This window comes from Nostoc sp., assembly GCF_036916985.1.
In the GTDB taxonomy this organism is placed as follows: domain Bacteria; phylum Cyanobacteriota; class Cyanobacteriia; order Cyanobacteriales; family Nostocaceae; genus Nostoc.
Map to the genome: position 1 here is coordinate 84,724 of NZ_JBALFD010000086.1, position 17,504 is coordinate 102,227.

At 42.5% G+C, this 17,504-nt stretch carries 13 protein-coding genes; 10 read left to right on the forward strand and 3 right to left on the reverse strand.

Annotated features, from left to right (window positions below; genetic code table 11):
- Window positions 1-1,370 precede the first annotated feature (1,370 nt).
- Complete coding sequence (locus tag V7L07_RS28400; protein WP_335062445.1) at window positions 1,371-2,909, forward strand: hypothetical protein; 1,539 nt, start codon at window positions 1,371-1,373, stop codon at window positions 2,907-2,909.
- 64 nt (window positions 2,910-2,973) lie between these two features.
- Here the strand turns inward: V7L07_RS28400 and V7L07_RS28405 are convergent, their stop codons facing one another.
- The gene (locus V7L07_RS28405; protein ID WP_335062446.1) at window positions 2,974-5,118 is read right to left on the reverse strand and encodes an NAD(P)/FAD-dependent oxidoreductase; all 2,145 of its coding nucleotides are present in this window, start codon (window positions 5,116-5,118) and stop codon (window positions 2,974-2,976) included.
- Window positions 5,119-5,278: 160 nt separating this feature from the next.
- Here V7L07_RS28405 and V7L07_RS28410 point away from each other — a divergent pair, with 160 nt between their 5' ends.
- Entirely contained in the window at window positions 5,279-5,512 is a 234-nt protein-coding gene (locus V7L07_RS28410; protein ID WP_179065172.1) for a hypothetical protein, read from the forward strand.
- Between the two features lie 400 nt (window positions 5,513-5,912).
- Here the strand turns inward: V7L07_RS28410 and cimA are convergent, their stop codons facing one another.
- Window positions 5,913-7,634: a citramalate synthase gene (cimA, locus tag V7L07_RS28415; RefSeq protein WP_335062448.1), complete on the reverse strand. Its 1,722-nt coding sequence runs from the start codon at window positions 7,632-7,634 to the stop codon at window positions 5,913-5,915.
- A 75-nt stretch (window positions 7,635-7,709) separates the two neighbouring features.
- Between cimA and V7L07_RS28420 the strand changes: the two genes are divergently transcribed.
- The 8 genes from V7L07_RS28420 (at window position 7,710) to V7L07_RS28455 (ending at window position 15,995) form a co-directional block, all read left to right on the forward strand.
- Complete coding sequence (locus tag V7L07_RS28420) at window positions 7,710-8,048, forward strand: 2Fe-2S iron-sulfur cluster-binding protein (protein WP_335062449.1); 339 nt, start codon at window positions 7,710-7,712, stop codon at window positions 8,046-8,048.
- A gap of 16 nt (window positions 8,049-8,064) precedes the next feature.
- On the forward strand, window positions 8,065-8,463 hold the full coding sequence (locus V7L07_RS28425) for a hypothetical protein (RefSeq protein WP_334695704.1): 399 nt from the start codon (window positions 8,065-8,067) through the stop codon (window positions 8,461-8,463).
- Between the two features lie 105 nt (window positions 8,464-8,568).
- A complete protein-coding gene (thiO, locus tag V7L07_RS28430; RefSeq protein ID WP_335062450.1) occupies window positions 8,569-10,566 on the forward strand; it encodes a glycine oxidase ThiO in 1,998 nt (665 codons plus the stop codon).
- Window positions 10,567-10,799: 233 nt separating this feature from the next.
- Window positions 10,800-10,979: a photosystem II assembly protein Psb34 gene (gene psb34 / locus V7L07_RS28435; protein ID WP_335062452.1), complete on the forward strand. Its 180-nt coding sequence runs from the start codon at window positions 10,800-10,802 to the stop codon at window positions 10,977-10,979.
- 264 nt (window positions 10,980-11,243) lie between these two features.
- On the forward strand, window positions 11,244-13,457 hold the full coding sequence (locus V7L07_RS28440; protein WP_335062454.1) for a tetratricopeptide repeat protein: 2,214 nt from the start codon (window positions 11,244-11,246) through the stop codon (window positions 13,455-13,457).
- Window positions 13,458-13,635: 178 nt separating this feature from the next.
- Window positions 13,636-14,181: an imm11 family protein gene (locus V7L07_RS28445; RefSeq protein WP_335062456.1), complete on the forward strand. Its 546-nt coding sequence runs from the start codon at window positions 13,636-13,638 to the stop codon at window positions 14,179-14,181.
- 134 nt (window positions 14,182-14,315) lie between these two features.
- Window positions 14,316-14,861, forward strand: coding sequence for an imm11 family protein (locus V7L07_RS28450; RefSeq protein WP_335062457.1), 546 nt, complete (start codon window positions 14,316-14,318; stop codon window positions 14,859-14,861).
- Window positions 14,862-15,272: 411 nt separating this feature from the next.
- Complete coding sequence (locus V7L07_RS28455) at window positions 15,273-15,995, forward strand: choice-of-anchor K domain-containing protein (RefSeq protein ID WP_335062459.1); 723 nt, start codon at window positions 15,273-15,275, stop codon at window positions 15,993-15,995.
- A gap of 49 nt (window positions 15,996-16,044) precedes the next feature.
- On the opposite strand, the gene V7L07_RS28460 is transcribed toward V7L07_RS28455, so the two are convergent.
- Complete coding sequence (locus tag V7L07_RS28460) at window positions 16,045-17,169, reverse strand: site-2 protease family protein (RefSeq protein ID WP_335062461.1); 1,125 nt, start codon at window positions 17,167-17,169, stop codon at window positions 16,045-16,047.
- Between the last annotated feature and the right edge of the window lie 335 nt (window positions 17,170-17,504).

Consider the following 17,504-nt stretch of genomic DNA (forward strand, 5'->3'; position numbering starts at 1 on the left):
ATTATCTTAGTGGCAGTAATCATAGTCTTTATAACTACTTTATTACTAGTGGAAAACTCGGTTACATAAATTATTCTTTAACAAAATGATTAAAAAGTGTATCCATATTAATACTTAATTATAAAATTTTTACTGTTAATAAAATTACAATGTAAATAATATGAGTAAGTAGTTAAGTATACTTTAAATAATTTTCTTGTAGTCATTAAACAAACTTGACGCATTGAAGGCAAGTTGAGAGAAGAACCTCTCATGAACTAAGCCGATAATTGCTTACTAGAACTGCGTTTACCCAGATAAAAGCCCCTACCAAATTGAGATTACTCTTTAAAAAAGTTTCATTAATACACTTAGGCATATTATTACTTCTTCAATAACTCTTTATAAGTATTTATTCGTGGTCATCAGAATTTCCTAACATTGCAGTTTTGGCAGAAGCTCTTAGTTGTTTGTTTACATTCATTAAATAGCGATTTTCCAGCCGGAGGCTGAAAACGAGATTTGAAGAGGCTTTTAGCTTAAGTCGCCTTTGGATACGGGCGGGCGCAATACTGCGTAGGTCTTGCGTAGGTCTTGGAATTTATTGGTTGAGACAAGCTGTTCTTGAGCAGTATTGCGGGCGGGCGAGACGCCCACCCCATAAGAAGTAGTTGAGTATTTTTGTATTTATTTGGAAGTCCCTTACAGAATCCAATACAGTTCAGAATGAGCAACAAAACACTTATGGAGCCTGCGATTTATCGCGTCTCGAAAACCTAAAATTGTTGCCAGTAGCCCTTAACCCAAGCGTATTATTACAGAATCATCATTGAATAGAAGATACTTGTACTGAGATATATTCTAAGTAATAAATAAGCCAGCATGTAAATGTATTTAAAAACATACTTATTATTTATTTCTGAAGACAGATGCGGTTTTAAATAATAAAGTATATGTTTAGGCAGTTTTTTCACATAGATAAACTTCATCAGCCAATACAATTTAGTTCTTAAGAGAACTCCACAAAACAAAATAAATGATCCAAAACCCGTCATTGCGTTCGCGTAGCGTCTCGTAGAGAGCGAAGCGAAGCAATAACAACTGGGCATTTTTTTACTTGGAGTACTCTAACTATCGGGTTTCTCCTCTCTCTTGCCTATCCTCAAAGATCGCCGAAGTTCCCCTTCTATCTATCCTTGACGGGAAAGAGCATCATAGTGTTATAACGGCATCAGTCTAAATACAAAATGGGGAACACCAATTGATAATTAATTGCTGGTGCTTGGAGAGAGTTAAACTTAGCTTCTAGAGCAAACCCTGATTAGACAGAGTTGATAAGCAATGCTAATGCCAGCACTGCTGAATATTTTTAAGCAGGTGAGTCAAGAGTGATGAATGAAGCTGACACCTCAAATAAGGGGGCTGTGATGGAATCCCTAAATTCTGCTAATTCGCCACAATCAGAACAGGCGAGTTGTCCCTTTTACTCAGTTGTGCCTAATGACAATATGGCAGTTAAAAAGCTGCCACTCCTTATGCCAGCTGAAGATACACAATTTTCACAAGATACCACCCAGCACGACTGGGTTGCAGAGCCGGAAAGCGGTAAACAAGCACTTATTGACTCGGAGTTTCAAAACCTGCTGGCATTGAACGAAGAATTACGTGCGGCTAACAATAACTTGTATGAACAAGTGGAGCAGCTAAAAGATAACCTAGCTGAGTCAGAAAAGGTTTTGCAGTGGCAGAAAACGCGTTCTAGCGTTAGTGAGTCGATGCTCAACCAACATACTCAAGAACTCGCTGCCGCTCAAGAACAGATAAAATCTCTATTTCAACAATTAGAAATCGCTGTACAAACTATTCAACGCCAGGAAATTTTCACTGATACTTATAAAGCACAACTGCAAATTAGCCAGCAACGCCTTGCCCAGTTAGAGCGAGAATGTACGTTGCTACATACTAGCAACAACGAACAGTCTGAGCAGCTATTGCAGTCAGAAAATGTTTGTCGGGAATTACGTACTAGACTGATGCGACAACAACGCCAAACGCTGCAATTTAAAGCAGCTTTGGAAAAATGTCTAGATACATCGGTTCCTAGCTATGACTCCCTAGAGGATGCAGCAAAACATCCTAAAGACATAACTAGTAGCCAAGGAAGATTCTCCAGAAAAGCTCGGTCTTTGTTTCCTAACGCACAGCCAATTACACCTTGGTCAGCAGAAGCAGAATCCTTGAGTAACGATCTAGATAATTCTTGGGGCGAACCTTCAGCACCAATCCCATTCCAAAGAAATGAAGCCCCACCGACGCCCTCATCTCCTTGGAACTGGACAGTTAAGAAAGATACGCCAACACCGACACAACCAGAGCCATCTCCAGAAGTTAATGATTCCCCAAATACGGCGGAAGCTGTTTCATCTTCGGGTTCATCAAATTTAGATCAGCAATTAGATAGTCTAATTCAAATGTTTTTCACCTCCCAGCCTGCATCTGCATCACCACCACCTGCTGCGAAAACGGATGTAGGTGATGCGCCTATTTGGGAGACTTTAGCAACAATCTTAGAAGACGATGAGGAACTAGAAAATCCACAGAAGGAGCAGGTAGAAGCAGAAATTAATTCTCCTGCAACTACCTCCACTTCTTGGACGACGGATTCTGTGCTTTCACCAACTAACAGCTTACTGGTTCCCTCTACTCCAACTCACACCGAAACGCCTGTTGGAGAAGCTGAAGACTACTGGTCAGAAGTTTCACAATTGACGAATTTGGAATTGTCAACAACTGATTTGTCTCTAGATTCATCAGGTGATAACACCAATGATGCCAATTCACCTTCACCAGTGGTTTATCCCCAGCGTCCACCTAAGGGGCGTAAGTCATTGGCATCTGTGGAACTACCAAATTTTCGCTCCAAGAGTTAAGAGAGACGCGATTAATCGCGTCTGTACAAGAGTTGGGAGTAATCAAGTGATTAGTGACTAATGACTAATGACTAATTCTTGCTTCTGACTTCGGAATTATGGCTTCTGGGTTGGTTTTTGCGACTTGACTGCGCGATCGCGGTTTGCCTGTGGCGATCGCATAATTAATCGCCAATAGCCACAGCCACAAGCCTGGATTCCGGGGTTCTAGCCAAAAACCTACCCGATTCAAGAAGCGCTCAAACCACGGACTCAGCAAAGCGCTAACTAGGGCATGACGACCAAAGTTGAAATAACTACCAAGCCATCGCACTAAATCTCTAGGGCCAGCAAGTTCCCAAATCCATAAAAGCAAGGCAGGATTTTTCCTGGCGGCTTTCAGTGCTAGGCGGTTAAAGGTTAACCAATCACACTTATCTTTGATGAAATTATCTGCCACCTCTAGTGGTTCGTCTGTTAACAGTCCAAAAAAGGTGTTGAGCATGGCGTTAATTCGTTGCGGGGGTAAAAATTTCCCTGTGGGTACCATCATGCCTTTGGAAAATAGCCAAGTCACAGAAACGTTGCTTTGGTAAGCGCGAATTTGGTTCAAGTGTCGGAAACTTAACAAGTCATGTTTGAGAGCAGTATCCAACAGTGTTGTTAAACGCTCTAAGTTACGAACTAGGGAACCAAAACCAGTAAACACCAGGGGAGACTGGAGTGATGCCGCATCACCGATCGCCATCAATCGATCGAAGGCAACTGTGCGATCGCTGCTTCCGATACTAAAATGCCCCGGTATATACCCAAATGTTGGTTTCTTCCACACCAATTTGTCCATATCGCACCTGCGATACTCTGGCAAAATCGTGAAAAAGTCCTCGTACATCTCTAGCAAGGAACCAGGATTTTCGGCATTGACTTGGTGGTAATGAAACAAATAAATCGTCAGTTCATCACCTGCCCCAGGAAACAATTCCCAAATTAACTGCCTTCCCCGCGAAATATCCCCATGACTGTAAAGAACGTCTCCATATTGGGAATCCCATACTCCTGGCTCAAATCCGCTCTCAATTGCTGCTCCCACTGTTGGACAGACACTATCAAAAGCACGACCACCATTTAATTGCCAAGCGATGGGTGATGCAGTTCCCATTGCATCGATTAGCAGTCGTCCACTTACTTGTTTTTCAATCTGACTGGGTAAGTGCTTGACTTTCAAAATGACTTGTGATATATCAATATCTGCACGGATAAATTCTGTTTCATCCCAGATTTCGCCACCTGCGGCTTGCAGCTTTTGCCCACACATTTGGAGCCATTTTTCAGAATCCAAGCCTAAATTTAGGACTGTGGGTGTGTGGAGGACGGGCGATCGCAGTTTGACTGGATTATTAGCATCAAAAAACTTATTGAATCCATCTTTGTATTCCCTGGCAATGATGGTTTCTAACTCAGCGGGGGTGACTAAACCCAGGTTAACCAAGCTTTGAATCTCATCGCGCGAAATATTCCATTCTCGGTTCATCTTCCCAAAGGGCATTCGTTCCACCAGCAAGACTTTATATCCCAGTTTTGCCATCAGTGCTGCATGAATCGCACCTAATGCGCCGCCGATATAAATGATGTCGTACTGGGGATTGGGGACTGGCGATTGGGTATTGGGATTATCTTTTTCCCTGTCCCCAGTCCCTAGTCCCCAGTCTCCTTTAGCAGAAAACACAACCTGACGCGGCTGCTGCGGATTCCGTACCCCTTCGCGCCATCGTTGTTCCCACCAATAGGCACGTATTAGGTCATATTCACCGTTGGGCATTTTCTGAAAATACTTGACGGTGAGGGGGTAAGCAGAGGCTAGTGCGGCAAAAATCGATTGCTGGGATAAATCAATCGCTGGTGGTTCTGGGTAATGATGCGGAAAACGGCTTCTGATTTCTTTGGTTAGGTGTCGCAGAATTTGTCCCTCTGCGGGAAAGGGTTGTTCTGCCCAACGAAACACTTTCAGATAGGTAGTTCGTTGCACTGACCAGACAAATACCGAAAGTTCCGCAGGCAAGTTTTTGGAAAGAGCCGTGCCAGCAGGTGTAGTAGCACTAGGTATTTTGAGGCGAAAGCCTTCCGAGGTAAGCAATTTTTCCCCATTTCCAGGTTCAAAATCTGTTTGTAGCCAGCTACGCACAGTTGCCATATCTGGAGTTGGAATTTCTAAATAAAGGATTTCTCTCATCGTTTCCTGACATCTCCGATCAATCTACTCACTAAGACAGATTTTCTCCAGGCACAAAGTAAGGTAAACTCCGCCCTATTAGTTTGGTAAAGATTCAGTGAAGAAATTTTAAGAATTTGTTGAATTTATTGTTCATTTTGTATTTCTGTAAACCCACGCCATGAATTATCCCATTCCAGACAGTCCCCAGGAAATTTTTGCTCTACGACAACAGCCGATTGATGAAGAACTCGTTGCTGCTGCGATCGCTGGAGTAATTAAAGTTGTCCGCGCTCAGGGTCAATCTTTGGAAGAATTAACCGCTCAGTTGCTAGCAGATGATCCACTGCTGGATCAGCAACAGCGTCGCTGGTTGAGCCAATTAGTTGCCCAATCATGGGAAAAGTTCTCCTAAAACCTTTTATTATGATGAAGTTTTGGTCGCAGTATGAGATTTCTCTGTTTGCACCTAAATATTAGCGATGCCTGCGGCGGGCTGCGCCTACGTATTTTAGGTATATAAGCAACAATAGTTATCAGTATGAGATTGTTATTTTTGTGTTCATGGTACAGAAGCCACTAGATTAACCATATCAGCGTTTTAAATCTCGTTCCCAGTCTCCGACTGGGAATGCTCGTCGTTGAGGCTCCGCCTCCCTTACTAGCGGCAGAGCCGCCAGGAGCAAGCAGCATTTCCCGACTCTGGCTGGAAACGAGGTTTTAAAGGAGTTTCAGCTTAAGTTGACACCAATGAGCAATGCTGTGCCCTATTGTGTATTGCTTCCATTCGATAACCGCTATACATATCCCTTTTGTCAACTAGAAGCTTTTAAAGCTGCTAATGCTTGGGAATGTAACAACAAACCGTATTCCAAACCCTCCACCACCGCTTGATAGGAAGCTGCCAAAATATTGTTAGAAACCCCTACCGTCGTCCAGCGTTGACGACCATTACCTGACTCTACTAACACACGAGTTTTGGCCGCAGTACCCGTATGCCCATCGAGAATCCGCACTTTGTAATCTGTCAAATCAAAGGTTGCGATTTGGGGATAAAAATTCACCAAAGCCTTGCGTAAAGCTGCATCCAAAGCTGCGACAGGGCCGTTACCTTCCGCCGCCTCCAGAATATTTTTCCCCTCAACAGCGACTTTAACTGTAGCTAGGGCATTGCTAGTTTCTTTCCCCTCAATTAAGTCGCAGTGGACTTGAAAACCTTTGACTTCAAAAAACTTCTGGCGATCTCCTAAAGCTTCGTGCATCAACAGTACAAAACTGGCTTCTGCTGCCTCAAATTGAAATCCTTCACTCTCCAAATCTTTGAGGCGCTGAAGAATTTCTCTCGCCTCTGCCTTTTGTTGATCCAATTCAATGCCAAAACTGCGGGCTTTGGCTAAAACATTGCTCAGTCCAGACTGTTCAGAAATCACAATGCGGCGACGATTCCCGACTTGTTCCGGCTGAATGTGTTCGTAAGTTAGGGGATTACGTTCCACGGCTGATACATGAATACCGCCCTTGTGGGCAAAAGCCGAACGTCCGACAAAAGGGGCATGTTCATCTGGCGCAAGGTTGACAACCTCACTCACAAAACGACTAGCTTCTGTAAGTTGTGTGAGCTGGTCTTCTGTGATACAACTGTAACCCGCCTTCAATTGTAAATTGGGAATTAATGAACAGAGGTTAGCATTGCCGCAACGTTCACCATAACCATTAATTGTGCCCTGTACCATCTTTGCCCCGGCCATCACGGCGGCTATTGCATTAGCAACCGCCATTTCCGAGTCGTTATGAGTGTGAATTCCAATTTGAGGGATTGGGGAAGGTGGGGTCTCCTCTGGGGATAAGGGGTAATGGGGATTAGGGATTGGGGATTGGGAAGAGTCTTTCCTAGTCCCTAGTCCCCAGTCCCCAGTCCCCAGTTCCCCAGTCACCCTGACAACATCTTGAACAATTTGGCTAATTTCGTGGGGTAAAGTGCCGCCATTGGTATCACAGAGGACTAGCCATTCAGCACCAGCTGCGATCGCCACCTCTAATGTCTGTAAAGCATAATCTCGATTGTGCTTATAGCCATCAAACCAATGTTCAGCATCGTAGATAATCCGACGACCTTGAGAACGGAGGTACTCAATGGTGTCGCGAATCATCGCCAAATTTTCTTCTAATGTCGTCTTGAGTCCTGTTGTCACGTGTAAATCCCAAGACTTGCCAAAAATCGTTACCCAGCGAGTTCCCGCAGCCAAAATATCCTGTAGCATTGGTTCGGTTGCGGCAGTGGAGTTGGGGCGTCGAGTCGAACAAAAAGCCACAATTTCAGCTTGTTTGAGCGGATCTTCTTGGAGTTGCCAGAAAAATTGTACATCCTTGGGATTGGCACCAGGCCAACCGCCTTCAATAAAGGGAATTCCCAGTTGATCGAGTCTACGGGCAATACGTAACTTATCTTCTATCGATACTGATAGCCCCTCGCGCTGAGTGCCATCCCGTAATGTAGTGTCATAGAGCCAAAGTTGAGGTGATGAATTTGTGGTCATAAAACTGGGACCGACGAGACAACTTTCGAGGCAATGTGTCAATATACAACAAAAAGCCATTTTGGCAGTTTAAAAATGCCTAAAGTACTAGCTGAAGGTAAAACAATTGATTGTGAGCAAGGAAGCAATCTCCGAGAGATTTTGCTGCAAAATAGTATTGAACTCTACAATGGCAGTGCTAGGGTAATAAACTGTCGGGGCATTGGCAGTTGTGGTACCTGTACGGTTAAGGTAGAGGGCAAAGTATCAGCAGCGAATTGGCGCGATCGAGCGCGGCGTTCGCTTCCTCCCCATTCTCCTACAACAGACTTACGTTTAGCCTGTCAAACTCAGGTTTTAGGCGATGTGAAAGTGACAAAGTTTGATGGATTTTGGGGACAAGGTTCTCGAATAGTGTGGACACCAAAAGGTTAAAAAGGAGTAAGACAAGATGGGTAGATGGACACCCTTAATTTTGATGGCTGGAGGTTTAGCCATTCTGCTTGGTACGTTACTAGGCATCAACTTTCCGATGGGGGTACAAACCGCTAACGCTCCCAGTGAAAAAAAATCTCAAGTTCTCCCAGCTAATATCAATGTTAATAGCAGTGCAGGCAGCAAGAATGATGAAACTGCAACTGAAGGAAATGAAAAAACTGAAACAAACGAAAACAGGCGCAGCATTGTAGCCCCAAGACCTGATAACAGGAGTAGTGTTGCCCAGAATCCTTCCACTGACTCAACCTCACCGGCTGACAGTACAACTGATGGTAGTACAAATAATTCCGACACAAACACCCCATCCAGCGATACAAATCAAAACAGCGAACCAATTCGCGCCTTGTGGTAAATCTCGATCCGTCTTTAGTTACGAGTTATAAGTTATAAGTTATGAGTTATGAGTTATGTACTAATGACAAATGACAAATGACTAATGACCAATGACTAATGACTAATGACTAGTGAGACTGTAATTATTGGTGGCGGCGTTATTGGTTTGGCGATCGCCATTGAACTAAAACTGCGCGGGGCAAACGTCACCGTGCTTTGTCGTGACTTCCAGGCTGCCGCTACCCACGCCGCCGCCGGCATGTTAGCACCAGATGCGGAAAACATCCCTAATGGGGCAATGCGTTCCTTGTGCTGGCGATCGCGTGCCTTATATCCCGACTGGACGCGCAAATTAGAAGAACTGACCGGCTTAAGTACTGGTTATCGTCCCTGCGGTATCCTCGCACCTGTCTTTGAAGAGGCAGGGGGGCAGGGGAGCAGGGAGCAGGGAGCAGGGGGCAGGGAGCAGGAGGAAAATTTCTCTCCTCTGCACTCTTCCCCGGCTTATTGGTTAAACAAAGAGGCAATTCATCAATATCAACCAGGATTGGGAGCAGAGGTAGTTGGTGGTTGGTGGTATCCTGAAGACGCACAAGTTGATAATAAGGCTCTGGCTCACGTATTGCGGACGGCGGCTGAGTCTATTGGTGTTGAACTCAAAGACGGGATTACAGTAGAAGCATTTTTACAGCAGCAAGGGCAAGTGGTTGGTGTACAAACCAATGCTGGAATGATTCACGCCGCGCATTATGTTTTAGCTTCAGGTGCTTGGTCAAATGAATTGTTACCAATACCTGTGCTACCCAGAAAAGGACAAATGCTGAGTGTCCAGATACCAGAGGTTTCGCCAGAATTGCCGTTGAAGCGGGTTTTGTTTGGGGATAATATTTACATCGTACCAAGACGCGATCGCCTGGTAATTGGCGCAACCAGCGAAGACGTTGGCTTTATCCCCAACAACACCCCAGAAGGTATTCAAAAATTACTACAAGCTGCCATCCGGCTTTATCCCCAATTAAAGCACTATCCCATTCAAGAATTCTGGTGGGGATTTCGTCCAGCTACCCCCGATGAATTACCCATCCTTGGCACTAGCTACTGTCAAAATTTAACCCTCTCTACTGGTCATTACCGCAACGGAATTCTACTTGCGCCCGTAACTGCCACATTGATTGCCGATTTCATCTTGGAACAAAAGTCTGACCCTCTACTTGCTAATTTTCACTATTCGCGCTTCCAGTCCAAGCCATCTACCTCCACCCCAATGCTGACTCACTCTGCCAATTTCTCCAACGGGCATCACTCTGCTATATCCCCACTCCCTACTCCCCACTCTCCCCTGATTATTGCTGGCAAAACCTTCCAATCCCGCTTGATGACGGGAACTGGTAAGTATCGCAGCATCGAGGAAATGCAGCAAAGCGTCGCCGCCAGCGATTGCCAAATCGTCACCGTTGCAGTCCGACGGGTACAAACCAAGGCTCCTGGACATGAAGGTTTAGCAGAAGCTTTAGATTGGACGAAAATCTGGATGTTGCCCAATACCGCAGGCTGTCAAACTGCTGAAGAGGCGATTCGGGTAGCGCGTTTAGGGCGAGAAATGGCGAAATTGTTAGGACAGGAAGATAATAATTTTGTAAAGTTAGAAGTAATACCTGACCTTAAGTATTTACTCCCAGATCCAATCGGGACGCTGCAAGCAGCAGAACAACTAGTAAAAGAGGGCTTTGCAGTATTGCCCTATATTAACGCTGACCCCATGTTAGCCAAGCGTTTAGAAGAAGTAGGCTGTGCGACAGTAATGCCTTTGGCATCGCCCATTGGTTCTGGACAAGGGCTAAAAACAACTGCCAATATCCAAATCATCATTGAAAATGCAGGTGTGCCAGTGGTGGTAGATGCCGGTATTGGTTCACCCTCAGAAGCCGCTCAGGCAATGGAATTGGGAGCAGATGCCTTGTTGATTAATAGTGCGATCGCTCTTTCTCCAAACCCAGCAGCAATGGCTCGTGCGATGAATTTAGCAACAGTTGCCGGTCGTCTAGCATACCTTGCTGGCAGAATGCCCATTAAAGATTACGCCAGTCCTAGTTCTCCTCTGACAGGGACGATTACTAGTTAGTTAGGGACTGGGAACTGGGGAGAGTTATAACTCATTAATCCACCTTAAAAACTTAATTAACGGAGTTCAAAGACTCATTCATCTAGCTCAAAATTCCTAATCCCCAATTCCCAATTCCCAATTCCCAATCCCCAGTCCCCAATCCCCAAATGTAACGATTTATCTAGCAGTTTAAGAGCAGATTTAGCATTTATGTAACATTAAATTAACGATAAAGAGAAAGGAATTAATTCATGCCCTATACCAATGAAGAAGGCGGCCTTCTGAATAATTTTGCTCGGGAACCAAAGGTTTATCAAGCAGAACCTCCCACAGAAGGGCAAAAGCGAACTTATATCCTACTAGGAATTGCCGCTACAGTTTTGGTTGTAGGCTTGATTATAGTCGCCTTCTTTGTTTCTAAAAGCAGTTGATCGTAAAACACTCTAAGAAAATTTCATCTTTATAGTTTTTCAGGTTCCGATTTTAAGAGGGGCCTGCTTTTTTATTTTTTGTTAAAATTGGACGAGGAATAAAAGTATATAATTATACTTTATTATTCCGACTAGACATCAAGGCTCAATATATTTTGAGCAGCACAACATCTACTAGTTGAAAAATCATTTTTATTATGAATTTATCCTACTTGGATGCACCTATAAAGGTGATATATACTGTGTTTTGGCTCTTTAGCCGCTATGAGCGTGAATGATACTGCACACAACAATAATTCTACTTGGAATCGGCAAGTATACCACCGCCTAAAACTTGCCCTAAGTCTTGGCTTACGACGACAGCTTTTTTTAGCTGTATGTGATAATTTACACTTAAGAAATCAGGTAGCAGCCCGCTTGCATTCTACATTGGCTTATCCTGTTGGACAGGTGCTATATCAGTCATCAAATGCTCAAGAAAATAGCACTCCAGCTTATCCGCGATTAGTGACGTTGCGTTTGAATTTAAACGATCCCAATCCCATAATCCAAATTAATCAATGGTTGGCTAATTATCCACCGCCAATGGTTGGAGCATCAAAAGATAGCCCTGGAAGACCTTTTCCAGTACCAGCATTTCAGATTGTCGGCGTGGAGCATCTCACTAAGCAACCAGTAGCGACACAACGATTATTTTTACACTATCTCCGTTTAAGTGAACAATATTTCTCTACACAAGAATCCAGCCGATTCCTAGAATCTAACTTGCTGCTGTGGATACCACGTCCTTGGTTATCTGCTATCAAACAATCAGCACCACAGTTTTGGCGTTGCCGTACTGGCGTATTTGTGTTTGCTGGAGAACCCACACCAGCAAATCAGAATTCGGGCTATCCAGAACGTTTTTCTCGTTCTGGAAGCTTAGATTTAGGGAATATTGAGCAGTCGATTCTAGATGAATCAGTTAACCAAGCAGAACTTAGAACCGCAGCCACCGAGTTCAAGTTTGAGAATAATTCCGATTTCCCAGTGGAGATACAAGGGAATCGCGTAGATAAAACTCAGGAAGTTTCATCATCAACAGCGGATTTATTGAAGGCTACGCCACAACCGCAGGAATCTACGAATAGGTCTGGTAGTGGAATTAATAATCAATCGCTGTTGTCTTTATCTTATATTAGCAGTGAGTTAACGGAGCTAGTAATAGCAACAATCAATACAAGTATCGCTCAAAATACCGAGAACTCCTTACAACCACAACAGATTTTGTTGGAAATTGAAGAATTACACGAAAATCATGTTTCAGAAGAAATACTGGCAGAAGCTTATCATCGTCTGGGCACTTTATACCGCCTTCGCATTGAGCAAGGAGAGTCAACCCTAGAAAACTTGATGGTGGCAATTATTGCTTATCAAGAGGCAATTAGCTATGACGAAAATTCACCACAACTTCCAGATATCTTAAATGACTTGGGTACACTCTACTGGATGCTATACCGCACACCACCCAATTCAGAGGAAGGACAAACTTACATAGAGCAAGCTATAGAGTTTTATCAGTTGGCGTTAAAGATGATTTCGCCCCAGACACATTTGGAAACCTACGCTCGTGTGCAAAATAATTTGGGGACAGCTTATGGTGATTTAGCTCGTTTTTCTCACCCATCTGAAAATTGGCAGCAAGCAGTTTTAGCTTACAGTGAAGCACTTAATTACCGTACAGCCGATATGGATTCATTAAAGTATGCGGCTTGTCAAAATAATTTGGGTACTGCTTACTGGCATCTAGGGCAATATAATCAACCAATTTTACATTTAAAGAAAGCGATCGCAGCTTACAATGAAGCACTTGTACACTACAACCCCGAAGAGGAGCCGCTTAAGTATGGCATGATTCAAAATAATATCGGTACTGCCCGCTGGAATCTGGCACAATACGAACAACCTGCCCAAAATCTCCAGTTAGCGATAAATGTCTACAACGAAGCTCTCAAGTATCGCACTCCAGCAAATTTCCCCACCGCCTGCGCCGCTACACAAAATAATCTCGGTACTGCCTACTGGCATCTAGCAAACCTATCTCAGACAACTAAAGAGGCACGGCAAAATTATCTGCAACTATGTATCAGCGCTTACGAAGAAGCTATAGCTTTGGCTCACTCACTTAGCGATACTTCTTTAAGTTTTGATTTGCTTGCCTCTTACAATAACCTGGGACTGGCCCATTATCAGTTAGTGATAGATGAGTCTTTTAAAGGCGACAAAACAACACGTTCTCAACACTTAGAAGTAGCATTAGATAACCATTTGCAAGCCTTAAACGGATTCAGTAAACAATCCGAAGCTTATCAAACAACCTTCACTTATGTGGTGAAAACTATTCGTGCTTTTCATAATGAATTAGGAATACAGGGGCAAAATTTGGCTTTATCTAAAGTTCCTAGTCAGTTGTTGCCAGAGATTTTGTCAAAGTTATAAAATACAGCAGGTAGTAGGAGAGATAGAAATTGGAATATGGCTATAATCCTTTATCTTGCCTGAAAGTATTGTGTAGCCAGGATAATTCTCTTCTCTGGATAGAGAAATGAAAGAATGTTAAATTAAGACCGGAACTTCCCCGTAATATATTTCAAAAACTTAATGGAGATAGATTTATATGAATATTTATATTCCTATTCCTGATAGCGATAATTATGATGGCTTTTATAATCTGGATCAAGAGTATGCACATGGCATTTTATCAAGGTTTCTTAATTTTGCCATGTATCAAGACATTGAAGAAAAGAGTGAATGGATTCCTTTACCTGTGGGAATTGAATCATTCGGTACTAAACGAGGTGATTTCCTTGGAGTTGTTGCATGGACTTTTGCTTGTAATAATAGGGCTTGGAAAATTTTAGAGCCTTTAATTGGTGATAGCGTTAAACTGCTGCCATTGCAATGCGATGAAGATGAGTTTAATATTTTAAAAGTAATTAATATTATTGATTGCCTTGATCGTTCAAAGGCGGATTTGTTTATATTTGAAGAAACTGGTAGAGTTTTGGGCATAGAAAAGTATGCTTTTAAAGAAGAGTTAATTCAAGATCAGCATTTTTTTGCCATCCCAGAATGTAAATTCGGAATATTAGTATCTCAAAAGTTCAAGGACTTAGTAGAGCAGCATCAATTGGAAGGGCTGAATTTTAAGCAAGTGGCTTAAATCCTTTATCTTGCCTGAAAGTATTGTTGTAGCCAGGATAATTATCTTCTCTGGATAGAGAAATGAAAGAGTGTTAATTTAAGGCTGGAACTTCCCCATAATATATTTCAAAAACTTAAGGGAGATAGATTTACATGAATATTTATATTCCTATTCCTGATTACGATAATTATGATCGCTTCTATCCTCTGAATCAAGAGTATGCACATGGCATTTTATCAAGGTTTCTTAATTTTGCCATGTATCAAGACATTGAAGAAAAGAGTGAATGGATTCCTTTACCTGTGGGAATTAAACCATTCAGTACTAAACGAGGTGATTTCCTTGGAGTTACTGGATGGACTTTTGCTTGTAATAATAGAGCTTGGAAAATTTTAGAGCCTTTAATTGGTGATAGCGTTAAACTGCTGCCCTTAGAATGCGATAAAGGTGAGTTTAATATTTTAAAAGTAATTAATATTATTGATTGTCTTGATTATTCAAAGGCGGATTTGTTTAGATTTGAAGAAACTGGTAGAGTTTTGAGAATAAAAAAACATGCTTTTAAAGAAGAGTTAATTCAAGAACAGCATTTTTTTGCAGTCCCAGAATGTAAATTCGGAATATTAGTATCTCAAAAGTTCAAGGACTTAGTAGAGGAGAGTCAATTGAAAGGGCTGAAGTTTAAGCAAGTGGCTTAGGATTAAGTACCAAGACAGACAGAATTAATTACACAGTTGAAATTGCCAGAAAGACTCAAAGATAAGGATATGGAGTTTACATCAAATCCACCCCAATATCACAGAGGGTGTCAAAAAATAGTAACCTGATATCAACTTGACAATTGATTGGGAAACCAAGTAAAGTAGCGATGTCTACGACGGGCTACGCCTAAGCAACTCCTGTTTTACTAATGACCAAGCCATGAAATCTTTTAGCAATCCATAAACTTAACTTCACAAATATAAATTATTCATTAATATATTTTTAAATCTATATAAATATTTTATAAAAAACACAATAAGACATTGGCGTATTTTCCGTAAATTTACTAAGGTAGATTTGAGGTCTACTTGAAATCAACTCCAGAATGATAATTAAAACCCAAAATTATGAAATTAAGTTTTATTTTTGCTACTGCTATATCTAGTTTTGTTGTGAGTTCTGCTACAGGGTTTGGTTTCTCTGCTCAAGCTTATGCTCTAACTTTTCCTGGTATCTCTAGCGCTACATGGGGAGAACCTACTCCAGGAAGCGCTAATACTGAACCCCTATATACAGGTGTGGGAAGCAATACATTTACTTGGGGTGAACCTGATTTACCGACAGGACTTCCAAATAGACTAACCTTTAATGGAACTTCGTTTTCTGCGGATATTAACTCTGTATTCAAAATAGCTGATTTAACTTACTTTAACGGAACGGTATTCAGCGGTACAAGCGTTGAATCTGTACCTTTAAATCTCAATGTATCCTTCAGCCCTCCCGTTGGTATCAGCCAAGTTTTTGACTTTAAATTGGGTCTAATAAATACGCTTAACGACGCAACCGATCCTGAAAATAGTGCAGATTTTGTATATATAGACACAAATTTGAGTAATCAAAATTTCACATTTGAAGGCAATAATTATACCCTTGAGCTAACTGGCTTTAATCCAGACGTTCCCCAGATAAGTATTAAGGCTCTTGAAGGAGCCACAACTACAACAGCCGTTTATGCAAAAATCAAAGCTGTGCCCGAACCTACGGCAGTAGCGGGTTTATCTTTGCTGGGAATATATCTAATATCTCGTAAAAATTCTTGGAGAAGAAATACTAAGAGCATAAAAATGTAGAGACGCGATAAATCGCGTCTCTACAAAGGGTTGCCGTTTTTGGAGACAACTATGCAGGATTAGGTTGGGTTCGGCTTTGAAGTAGCTGGATAATTGCAGCTTTTTCTAAGATTCCAACTAGAACACCATTCTCACGAACTACGGGAAGCACAGATAGTTTTTGTTGTTCGAGTAACTGCATAACTTCCAGCAGAGGTTGATCGGATTGGACTGTGGTAGACTCGGCAATTGGTCGCATGACTTCTTTGACTTGAGTTTCTGACCATAGTGCTGTGGGGATGGTTCTTAAATTATCGATTGCGATCGCACCTACTAATTGTCCATCATCATCAGTCACTAAGAACCGATGCCAGTTTTGCCCACTGATGACTCGCTCATCAGCAAACTCTCTCAGGGTAAGACTAGCAGATACAATCGGGCTGTCATGAGTTACAGCATCCTGGGCTGTCAAACCTGTGAGTTTTTCTTGCACTCTGGCAAATTGAGCCGAATTACCAGCATTTTGCAACAAGAAGAAGCCTATTAACAGGTTCCAGAAGTTACCGGAGTTGCCAAATAATAGTAGGGGAAGTACGCCTGAAAGAATTGCTACCCAACCAAAGATTTGCCCGACTCGGCTAGCAAAGGTTACACCTTTATAAGGATTACCTGTAATTTTCCAAACGATGGCTTTCAGTATATTTCCGCCATCTAAGGGCAAGCCAGGAATCAGGTTAAACAGGGCTAATGCCAAGTTAACAGAAGCTAGAACACCAAGAATTGCAGCTAACGGCCCTGATGCAGCAGTAGTAACACCAATGGCTGTAACGATACCGCATAGTAATAAACTTACCATTGGACCGGCGATCGCAACCCAAAAAGCTTCACCTGGGGTTTTCGACTCTTTTTCTAAACTTGCTAAACCGCCAAATATAAACAGCGTGATGGATTTGACATCAATTCCCTGACCAATCGCAACGAAACTGTGGCCTAATTCATGGGCGACGACAGAGGCAAATAACATCAGCGCTGTCATCAATCCTAGTAACAAAGCTAATCCCGCAGATAATTGGGGAAATTGCGCCGCCAGTCCACTGCTATAACTCCAAGTTACCAAACCCAAAACTAAAAACCATGACGGATGGATATAGAAGGGAATTCCGAAGAGATTACCAACGCGAATTGTGCCATTCATGTCGTTCACCTTTGATTTCAGCTTCGAGAGGTTTTGCTTTCTTCCGACTCGATGTCTTTAGTGTAACGAAAGGTTAAGAGATTTTAATCTTGATGGCAGTAGTGGTGTCCGTCCGTAAAGGTGTGGTTATTGGTAATAATGACATTTGCTTTGACCGACCGAAAACGACTCATAAGACAGCAATACAGTTCAGATAAGCTCAAAACACTTGTAGAGACGGCGATTCATCGCGTCTCTTGCCTTAACGTGAGTTCGACAAGTCTTATTTGACCTCTCCCCCAGCCCCTCTCCGACACGGAGAGGGGAGCAAAAAGCTTAATTTTTCGTTGCTCCTC

Coding starts and splice junctions, on each gene's coding strand:
- V7L07_RS28400 (WP_335062445.1), top strand. CDS start 1,371: ATGAATGAAGCTGACACCTCAAATAAGGGGGCTGTGATGGAATCCCTA.
- V7L07_RS28405 (WP_335062446.1), bottom strand. CDS start 5,118: ATGAGAGAAATCCTTTATTTAGAAATTCCAACTCCAGATATGGCAACT.
- V7L07_RS28410 (WP_179065172.1), top strand. CDS start 5,279: ATGAATTATCCCATTCCAGACAGTCCCCAGGAAATTTTTGCTCTACGA.
- cimA (WP_335062448.1), bottom strand. CDS start 7,634: ATGACCACAAATTCATCACCTCAACTTTGGCTCTATGACACTACATTA.
- V7L07_RS28420 (WP_335062449.1), top strand. CDS start 7,710: ATGCCTAAAGTACTAGCTGAAGGTAAAACAATTGATTGTGAGCAAGGA.
- V7L07_RS28425 (WP_334695704.1), top strand. CDS start 8,065: ATGGGTAGATGGACACCCTTAATTTTGATGGCTGGAGGTTTAGCCATT.
- thiO (WP_335062450.1), top strand. CDS start 8,569: ATGACTAGTGAGACTGTAATTATTGGTGGCGGCGTTATTGGTTTGGCG.
- psb34 (WP_335062452.1), top strand. CDS start 10,800: ATGCCCTATACCAATGAAGAAGGCGGCCTTCTGAATAATTTTGCTCGG.
- V7L07_RS28440 (WP_335062454.1), top strand. CDS start 11,244: ATGAGCGTGAATGATACTGCACACAACAATAATTCTACTTGGAATCGG.
- V7L07_RS28445 (WP_335062456.1), top strand. CDS start 13,636: ATGAATATTTATATTCCTATTCCTGATAGCGATAATTATGATGGCTTT.
- V7L07_RS28450 (WP_335062457.1), top strand. CDS start 14,316: ATGAATATTTATATTCCTATTCCTGATTACGATAATTATGATCGCTTC.
- V7L07_RS28455 (WP_335062459.1), top strand. CDS start 15,273: ATGAAATTAAGTTTTATTTTTGCTACTGCTATATCTAGTTTTGTTGTG.
- V7L07_RS28460 (WP_335062461.1), bottom strand. CDS start 17,169: ATGAATGGCACAATTCGCGTTGGTAATCTCTTCGGAATTCCCTTCTAT.